The sequence below is a fragment of the Geminicoccus flavidas genome (assembly GCF_009806515.1).
GTDB classification, from domain to species: Bacteria; Pseudomonadota; Alphaproteobacteria; order Geminicoccales; family Geminicoccaceae; genus Geminicoccus; species Geminicoccus flavidus.
In genome coordinates this window covers 1-8,364 of sequence record NZ_WUJP01000835.1, presented here as the reverse complement: position 1 = coordinate 8,364, position 8,364 = coordinate 1, and the positions used below count along the sequence as shown (strand labels likewise).

Sequence of the window (8,364 nt, the reverse complement as noted above, 5' to 3'; positions counted from 1 at the left end):
GCCGATGAAATTGTCGAAGGTCGGCGTGAAGAAGAATTTCGGCGGGACAGCGAGCGCGTCCGGACGGGTCTTGAAGGCGGTCATGATGATCCACATGACCGGGAAGAAGTAGATCAGGGCGATGATGCCGGCGAACGCGGTCCAGCCCCAGCCGGCCCGGCCGATCTCACGTGACCTAGTCATGTCAGTCGACCTCCTGGGCGCGGCGGTTCACGGCGTAGAGATAGAGCGAGGTGAGCACGATCACGACAAACAGGATGATGTAGGCGAGTGCCGCCGACTGGCTGGTGCGGAAATACTGGAAAGCCAGCCGGTAGACATAGACGCCGATCGTCTCCGTTGCCGAGCCGGGTCCGCCTTCGGTCAGGATGTAGACCACGTCGAACAGCTTGAAGGTCTCGATGGTGCGGAACAGCACCGCCAGGAGCAGCAGGCTCTTGATGTAGGGAAAGGTGATGGTCTGGAAGCGCCGCCAGGCGGAAGCCCGGTCGATCTCGGCCGCCTCGTAGAGATATTTCGGCACCGACACGAGCCCGGCCAGCACCAGCAGCATCACGAAGGGCGACCACATCCAGGCATCCGCGATCACCACGCCGATGATGGCACCCGTCGGCGTGCCGAGCAGGGCGAACCTGTCGCCGGTGAACATCGCCACGGCCTGGCTGACCAGGCCGAAGGTCGGTTCGTAGAACAGCTTGAAGAACACGCCGACTGCGACCAGCGACAGCATCATCGGGGTCAGCACCAGCATCAGCAGGATGCGACGCAGCGGGAACTGCTTGGAGAACAGGAGCGCCAGCAGGAAGCCGATCACGAGCTGCGCCAGTACCGAGCTCGAGACGATGATCGCGGTGGTCTTGAACCGCTCCCAGACGGTCGGATCGGTGATCACCCGCTCGAAGAAGCGCAGCCCCACGAAGTCGGGCACGTCGCGCTTCTTGGCGCTGTAGTTGTAGAAGCTCAGGCCGAACGACCAGAGCAGCGGGAAGATGTTCATCAGGAACAGGACGATCAGCGCCGGCGCCACGAGCAGCGGCCCGCGTCTCTGCGGTGCCAGCAGCCAGGCGAGGAAACCGCCTTCGGACCTGATCTCATGCGCGACGACAGCGCTGCTCGCCATGATGTGCTTGTCCAATCACCTCGAGACGGGGCGGACCCGTGGCCCGCCCCCTGCGGCCGCCGCCTCGGACGGGCCGGCGGCCGCCATGCTATCATGAAGTCACCAAGCGCGGCTCACTCGATGCGGCCCGCATCCTCCAGGGTCTGCTGCTGGAACCGCGCGATCGAATCGAGCGCCTCCTGGGCGGTGATCTGGCCGGTGATCGCCTTATCGAACTCTTCCTGCTGCTGGGTCAGCAGCTCGAAGAACTCCGGCACGTGCCAGACGTCGCGCTGCCAGTCGAGCATCTCCTTGTGTGCCCGGTTCCAGGGCCTGAGGCTGTCATATTCGGGATCGGCCATCACCGACATCAGGCCGGACTGACCGCCGTTGGCGGCGAACTTCTTCTGGGTTTCCGGCTTAAGCCACCACTTCACCACTTCCAGCGCCGCGGCATCCACTTCCGGACTGTTCCAGGTGGTGAGCACGAAGGGCTGGCCACCGATATTGCCGGTGCGGTCGATGGTGCCGTCCTCCTTGCGCAGGCCGGGCGCCGGGCCGAACGCCGACTTGTCGTGGACGCGCGAGGTCTTGGGATCCAGCACCGGCTCGCCCAAGCCCACCCAGTCGATGGTGGTTGCGGTCTTGCCCTGCATGTAGAGGTCCTGGATCACGAAGATGTCGGCTTGGCCGGTGCGGGCAACCGGCGGCATGTATTGCAGCATGCTCAGGTAATGCTCGAACGCCTTGACGTTTGTTTCGCTGTTGACCACGCCCTCCGCCTGCGCCTCCGGCTGCCTGGTCTCGTCCCAGATCTCGCCGCCATGCTGCCAGATGAAGGCGTTCACCTGCATGGTCGAGAAGTCGTAGCTCTTGCCCGCCTGGTAAGAGATGCCGAAGAAGTCGTCGTCGGCCACGCCGTCGCCCAGCGGATCGCCCTTCTTGCGCATGAAGTGCTTGCCAATGTTCTCGTAGGTCGTCCAGTCGACGTCCTGCCAATCCTCATAGGTGCAGGGCAGCTTCTGGTTGAACGATTCCTGGAATTTCTTCGCTTCGGTCTCGTTGCAGAACAGATCCTTGCGGTAGAAGGTGACGTAGGTGTCCGGGAACTGCGGAAAACCGTAATAATGGGTATCCGGTGCCGGGAACGGATTGTCCTTGATGAATTGCGGCGACTTGTTCGGATAGGTCGAGTAGGCCGAGATCAGTGCCGGATGGAGATCGTTCATGATCGCGGTCAGTTCCGGATCCTTCTTGATCTCTTCCGTCAGATCCTTGTAGTACCCGCCGTCCACGAACGAGCCCAGCCACTGGCTGTCCGTCACGATCATCTGGTATTTTTGCTCGCCCGAGGTCAGCGAGGCGGCGACGCGCTCGTAGAAGCTCGGCCAGGGAATATAGTCCATCTCCAGCTTGACGTTGTTGCCGGACGCGGACTTGAAGGAGCGATCGAACTCCTCCTTCATGAACCGGGTCGGCGGCCAGTCCGGCGCCGCCATCGTGATGGTGATGTCCGCGGCATTTGCCTGCCCTGGCGCCAGCATGAGCGACCCGGCCGCCACCGCGACCAGGGAGACCCCATAGAGCCAGCCTTCCCAGCTTCTCTTCATGTCGGTTCGACCTCCCTCAATCGGTGCATTGTTCCGCACCTTTCCTGCAAACAACTGGAAAGCAGTCGGCGTCACGCGATGCGGACGCCGGTCTCGGCATGGAAAAGATGCACGTCCGCCGCCGAGAGGGTGACCTCGATCGGCATGCCGGGCCCGATCCCCAGCGCCCTTTCCTCGGGCAGCGCCATCTTCATGGCTGCGCCGTTGACATCGAGATCGAGCAGCGTGACGTCGCCCAGCGGCTCGGTCAGGTGCACGGTGGCGGTGAAGGCGGGGCCGCGCGCCGGATGGTGCCCCAGCAGCACGTCATGGGGCCGCACACCGAACAGCACCGGCTCGCCCCCGCTCAGGTGGATCCGCCATGCATCCGCCGGTAGCGTCCCGAACGGCAGGTCCACGGCGAACGCGCCGTCCCGACGCTGGATCCTGCCGGGCACCAGATTGATGGCCGGCGAGCCGACCATCCCGGCCACATAGGTATCCTGGGGTGCCGCATAGAGGTTGCGCGGCGTGTCGACCTGCACGACCCGCCCGGCCTGCATCACGCCCACTCGCTGACCCATGGTCAGCGCCTCGAGCTGGTCGGGCGTGGCATAGAGCATGGTCATGCCGAGCTCGCGGTGCAGCCGCTTGAACTCGGCGCGGGTGTCATGGCGCAGCTTGGCGTCCAGATTGGTCAGCGGCTCGTCCAGCAGCAGGAGCTGCGGGCGGCGCACCAGGGCGCGGCCAATCGCGACCCGCTGCTGCTCGCCGCCGGACAGGGTCGAGGGCAGCCGGTCGAGCGTGTGCCCGACCCGCAGGAGTTCAGCCACCTCGCCCACCCGCGTGCGGATCTCCTGGGCAGGCAGGCCGGCGCGCTCCAGGGGATAGGTGAAGTTCCCGCGCACGGTCAGATGCGGGTAGAGGGCGAAGGTCTGGAAGATCATGGCGATGCCGCGGCCCTGGATTGGGGCCGCCGCCATGTCGCGGCCGCCGAACAGGATCCGCCCGCCATCCAGTTGCTCCAGGCCGGAGATCGCCCGCAGCATCGTCGTCTTGCCGGCGGATGACGGCCCGAGCAGGCAGTAGAACTCGCCCTCGCGCACCTCGAAGCTCATGCCGTCCAGGGCGGTGACCCGGCCGAACCGCTTGACGACGTCCTGCACGATCAGATCGGCCAAACCGTCCCCCCATGCGCCCGATTGCCGGCGCTGTCAGCCTTCCCTGTGACCGTGACCACCCCCGGAGCGATTCATCCTCTCAGGCGGGCATGCTGGTCTCGGCGAACTCTAGCGGCACTTCCCGGCAGGAAAAAGTCATATCTATTAACCTGTTTCATAGCCGCGTACATGTCGGTCGGCCAGCTGAGAGTGGCAGCGGTGCGGCTGGCCGGTCGTCGTTCCAGGGGTTGGGCCCACGCTCCTCGAAATAGGCGAGCTCGTTGATCGCGTTCTCGATCACCAGCCGCATCGCCTGTTCGGCCCCGGCCGGGTCCTGGCGCCGGATCGCCTCCAGGATCGCGCCGTGCATCGGGCAGATGCGCCAGCGCAGGTGGGTCGGGTCCTCCCGGCGCAGCACGTGATGGCGATGCAGGTCGAACGCCCGGTCCAATGCCGGCATCAGCGCCCGGCCGAGCTGGGTGAGGAAGCGGTTGTGCGAGGCATCGAAGATGCCGGCATGGAAGGCGAGGTCGGCCGCGTAGAACGCGGCGAGGTCGCCTTCCAGTGCGGTCGCTTCCATGGTCGAGAACTGGACCTGGATCGCCTCGAGGTCGGCGGGGGTGGCGCGCAGCGCAGCACCGCGTGCCGCCTGTGGCTCGATGGCGAGACGCACCTCCGCCAGCTCGGCCATCAGGCCCGGCTCCAATCGGAACGGGTCGATCCAGGCCAGCACGTCCGGATCGAGCAGGTTCCAGTCGGCCATCGGCCGGATCCGCCCGCCGGTCCGCTGGCGCAGCTCGATCAGCCCCTTGGCGGCTAGCACCCGCATCGCCTCGCGGATCGAGGTCCGGCTGACCCCGAACACCGCCAGCAGTTCGTCGATCGGCGGCAGCGCCTCGCCCGGGGCGAGCTCGCCCCGGCCGATCCGCCCGCCCAGCTGGTGGACGAGCCGGCCATGCAGGCCGATGCGCGGATAGAGCCGAAGCCAGGTCGTGCCCGCCGGCCTCGGCTGCTCGTCGGGCAGACCCATGGTCTTCGTCCTGTCCGTCAGCCGTGGTCGATCCGGGTACCCAGCACGACCAGGCATTCGCGCATGAAGGCGGCCAGCCCCGGCCAGCCCTTGCCCGAGACCAGCTTGCCATGGCGATGCGCACCGTCCGGCGGCACGTCGATGTAGATCCCGCCGGCCAGGCGCACCTCCGGCTCGCAGTACTGGAGAGCAGCGACCTCGCGTCCCTTGAGCACCCCGTCCACCGCCATCAGGATCTGCACGCCATGGCAGATCGTGAAGATCGGCTTGTCCTGCTCATGGAAGTGCCGGACGATCCGCTGCACCCTGGGGTCGATGCGGATATATTCCGGTCCCCGGCCGCCCGCGCAGTAGACCGCGTCGTAGTCAGCCGGATCGACGTCGGCGAAGCTCTGGTTGATCAGGTGGTTGTGGCCGGGCTTCTCGGTGTAGGTCTGGTCGTTCTCGAAGTCGTGCAGCGAAGTCTTGATGAACTCGCCCTTCTTCTTGTCCGGGCAGACCACATGGACGGTGTGCCCGATCGCCTCCATGGCGTGCTGGAAGACGAAGATCTCGTATTCCTCGCTGAACTCGCCGGTGAGCATGAGGATCTTCTTGCCGGTCATGTGAACTGCTCCCTGGTTTTCGTTCTGTTGATGGTCATCGATTTAGCTGACTTAGAAGACGAGACGCACTCCCCGCTCTCCGGCTACCCGGGCGAGCGTCTTGTCGAAGGTGGCAAGCGGCGCGTCGACCCGCTCGGCAAGCTCTAGATAGGCCGTGTCATAGACCGACATCCCGTGCCGGCGGGCAAGCGGCAGCAGGACGTCGAACGTCCGGTCCGTACTCTGCTCGTCAACGATCACCTGCAGCCTGCGAATGACCGCGATCAGGAGATCCGCCTGCTCGGTCACGATCCGCTTGCGACGCTCGGCAGCTGCGAGCGACGAGGCGATCTCGACCGGCCAGTGCTCGGGCACCACGAACAAAGTGCGGCCGCTAAGCACCAGCAACTCGTCCGCTGTCCAGGCTGTCTCGTCATCGAACATCGCCGCTAGCGCCGCCGAGGCGTCCAGCACGATCACTCGCGCGTCCTCCTGCCGTCCTCGACCAGATCGCGCAGCGTGGCGTCCTGTAGTGTACGCCCTCTGCGGAACTCGCGCAGCTTGGTGATCTCGGCCTCGAGTGCCGCCGCATCGAGGGGCTTGACGGGCGAGGTCATCGGCTGCAGTCGCGCCACCGGTTTGCCATGCCGGGTGATCACGACTTCCTCACCCTTCTCCACCTGCTCGATCAGCCGGGAGAGGTGAGTCTTCGCCTCGAGGATACCAACTTCGGTCATGCCGACGCTCCTGGGAGTCTGACCATAAAATCTAGTCAGATTCGACTACCCAGTCAAAGCTCCGCCCCGGTCTCCTCCCATTGTCCGCTCCTGGCCGACCGCAGCACCGCCTCGCACACCTTCTGGGTCTGCAGCGCGTCGCGGAAGTCGGGATGCACGGTGCTACCCTGATCCACCGCACGGACGAAGTCGGCGCAGGCATGCACGAAGCTGTGCTCGTAGCCGATGATCAATCCCGGCACCCACCAATGGTCCATGTAGGGATGCTCACCATTGGTGACGTGGATCTTCCGCCAGCCGGTCAGGTGACCTTCGTTTCTCTGGCCGGTTTGGTGGTTCTTGTATTCGAAATAGTTCAGGTACTGCAGGTCATGCAGGTCGAAGGAGATGGACGCATCCTCGCCGTTCAGCTCGAAGGTCTTGAGCGCCTTGTGGCCGCGCGCGTAGCGGGTGCTCTCGAACAGGCCCATCGAGCCGTTGGCAAACCGCGCCAGGAAGGCACAGGCATCGTCGATGCCGACCGGCTTCTTGTCGCCGGTCGCCACATGGACGCGCTCCTTCACGAAGGTCTCGGTGTCGGCCACCACCCTGGTGATCGGCCCGTTGAGCCACATCGCCGTGTCGATGTTGTGGGCGAGCAGGTCGCCGGTGACCCCGCTGCCGGCGGCTTCCACGTCCAGCCGCCACACGCCGGCCCCGCCCTGCGGCACGTCCGGCGAGATCGTCCAGTCTTGCAGGAAGTTGGCGCGGTAGTGGAACACCCGGCCCATCCGGCCCTCGTCCACCAGTTGCTTGGCCAGCGTCACGGCCGGCACGCGGCGGTAGTTGTACCAGACCATCGCCGGCACGCCCGCGGCCTCGACCGCCTCCACCATGCGCTGGCCTTCCGCCACCGTCATGGCGAGCGGCTTCTCGCAGGTGATCATCTTGCCGGCCCTGGCCGCGGCAATGGCGATCTCGGCGTGGAGGTTGTTCGGCACGCAGATGTCGACCACGTCGACATCCGGCGATTCCACCACCTTGCGCCAGTCCGTGGTCGTCTGGGCGTAGCCCCAGGCATCGGCGAAGCCCTGCAGCTTCGCTTGGTCGCGCGCGCAGGCCATCTGCAGCACCGGCACATGGCCCAGCTCGGGAAAGAACCGCTCGACCTGCCGCCAGCCGTTCGAGTGGGCACGGCCCATGAAGCCGTAGCCGACCATGCCGATGCGTAGGGGCTTTTTCGCCATCCTTGTTCGCCTCCCTGCAGGCAGGTCGGGCCTGCCTCGATCCATCGTCGTCGCGCTAGCCCGTGAGCAGCACGACCGTCTTCAGCTTCTCACAACCCCGCCTTGACCCAAGCACCGTTCTTCCTGCTGCTTTCCACCACCGCCTCGCAGAACTTCACGCCTTCCAGGCCCTGCCGGATCCCCGGTACCAGGGTCGCCCCTTCGTCCGGGGCACGGCCTTCGATCTTCGCCAGGATCAGCTCGGCGGCATCAGTGTAGAGGTTGGCGAAGCCTTCCAGGTAGCCTTCCGGGTGGCCGGACGGCACCCGCGTCACCCGCGTCGCCGCCGGGCCCGCCCCGGCGCCGCCGCGGGTGATCAGCCGGGGCGGCTCGCCATAGGGGGTGAAGGTCAGGTAGTTCGGGTTCTCCTGTTCCCAGGACAGGCCGCCCTTGTCGCCGTAGATCCGCACCTTCAGCGCGTTCTCGTTGCCGGGCGCCACCTGCGAGGCCCAGAGCATTCCCTTCGCCCCGCCCTCGTAGCGCATCATGATATGGGCGTTGTCGTCGAGCGGGCGGCCTTCCACGAAGCTGGTCAGGTCGGCGGACAGCTCCTTCAGGCTGAGCCCGCCGATGAAGCCGGCCAGGTTCATGGCATGGGTGCCGATGTCGCCTACCGCCCCCACCGGGCCGGACTGGGCGGGATCGTTGCGCCAGGCCGCCTGCTTCTGGCCGGTGTCCTCCAGCTTGGTGGTCAGCCAGTCCTGGGCGTACTCGGCCTGCACGATCCGGAGATTGCCCAGCAGCCCGTCCGCTACCATCTGACGCGCCTGCCGGACCATCGGGTAGGCGGTGTAGTTGTGGGTCAGCACGAACACCACGTCCGGCTGCTTCGCCAGCGCGTCGGCGAGCTTCTTGCCTTCCCTCATCCCGACCGTGAGCGGCTTGTCGCAGATCACGTGG

The 8,364-nt window shown here is 65.7% G+C and carries 9 protein-coding genes and 1 pseudogene; all 10 read right to left on the bottom strand.

The window, feature by feature from the left end:
* Positions 1-183, bottom strand: a pseudogene (locus EQG76_RS24005) (carbohydrate ABC transporter permease); the annotation flags it as partial.
* Position 184: 1 nt separating this feature from the next.
* Positions 185-1,120: a carbohydrate ABC transporter permease gene (locus EQG76_RS24000; RefSeq protein ID WP_159717061.1), complete on the bottom strand. Its 936-nt coding sequence runs from the start codon at positions 1,118-1,120 to the stop codon at positions 185-187.
* Positions 1,121-1,233: 113 nt separating this feature from the next.
* Positions 1,234-2,709 carry an extracellular solute-binding protein gene (locus EQG76_RS23995; protein ID WP_159717059.1) on the bottom strand — a complete coding sequence of 492 codons (1,476 nt, stop codon included), beginning with the start codon at positions 2,707-2,709 and terminating at the stop codon, positions 1,234-1,236.
* 71 nt (positions 2,710-2,780) lie between these two features.
* Entirely contained in the window at positions 2,781-3,869 is a 1,089-nt protein-coding gene (locus EQG76_RS23990; protein ID WP_200841064.1) for an ABC transporter ATP-binding protein, read from the bottom strand.
* Positions 3,870-4,023: 154 nt separating this feature from the next.
* Positions 4,024-4,878 carry a FadR/GntR family transcriptional regulator gene (locus EQG76_RS23985; protein ID WP_159717057.1) on the bottom strand — a complete coding sequence of 285 codons (855 nt, stop codon included), beginning with the start codon at positions 4,876-4,878 and terminating at the stop codon, positions 4,024-4,026.
* Between the two features lie 17 nt (positions 4,879-4,895).
* Positions 4,896-5,483 (bottom strand): DJ-1/PfpI family protein, encoded by a 588-nt coding sequence (locus EQG76_RS23980; RefSeq protein WP_159717055.1) that lies wholly within the window; start codon positions 5,481-5,483, stop codon positions 4,896-4,898.
* A gap of 51 nt (positions 5,484-5,534) precedes the next feature.
* Positions 5,535-5,942: a type II toxin-antitoxin system VapC family toxin gene (locus EQG76_RS23975; protein WP_159717053.1), complete on the bottom strand. Its 408-nt coding sequence runs from the start codon at positions 5,940-5,942 to the stop codon at positions 5,535-5,537.
* Entirely contained in the window at positions 5,939-6,199 is a 261-nt protein-coding gene (locus EQG76_RS23970; RefSeq protein ID WP_159717051.1) for a type II toxin-antitoxin system Phd/YefM family antitoxin, read from the bottom strand. The genes EQG76_RS23975 and EQG76_RS23970 overlap by 4 nt, the downstream gene beginning before the upstream one ends.
* Positions 6,200-6,252: 53 nt before the next feature.
* A complete protein-coding gene (locus tag EQG76_RS23965; protein ID WP_159717049.1) occupies positions 6,253-7,425 on the bottom strand; it encodes a Gfo/Idh/MocA family protein in 1,173 nt (390 codons plus the stop codon).
* An 89-nt stretch (positions 7,426-7,514) separates the two neighbouring features.
* Positions 7,515-8,364 (bottom strand): Gfo/Idh/MocA family protein (locus tag EQG76_RS23960; protein WP_159717047.1); only part of this gene is annotated, 850 nt, incomplete at its 5' end.

Bases quoted from the DNA above. Each gene is read 5' to 3' on its own strand.
- EQG76_RS23980 (WP_159717055.1), bottom strand. From the start codon at position 5,483: ATGACCGGCAAGAAGATCCTCATGCTCACCGGCGAGTTCAGCGAGGAA.
- EQG76_RS24000 (WP_159717061.1), bottom strand. From the start codon at position 1,120: ATGGCGAGCAGCGCTGTCGTCGCGCATGAGATCAGGTCCGAAGGCGGT.
- EQG76_RS23965 (WP_159717049.1), bottom strand. From the start codon at position 7,425: ATGGCGAAAAAGCCCCTACGCATCGGCATGGTCGGCTACGGCTTCATG.
- EQG76_RS23970 (WP_159717051.1), bottom strand. From the start codon at position 6,199: ATGACCGAAGTTGGTATCCTCGAGGCGAAGACTCACCTCTCCCGGCTG.
- EQG76_RS23995 (WP_159717059.1), bottom strand. From the start codon at position 2,709: ATGAAGAGAAGCTGGGAAGGCTGGCTCTATGGGGTCTCCCTGGTCGCG.
- EQG76_RS23985 (WP_159717057.1), bottom strand. From the start codon at position 4,878: ATGGGTCTGCCCGACGAGCAGCCGAGGCCGGCGGGCACGACCTGGCTT.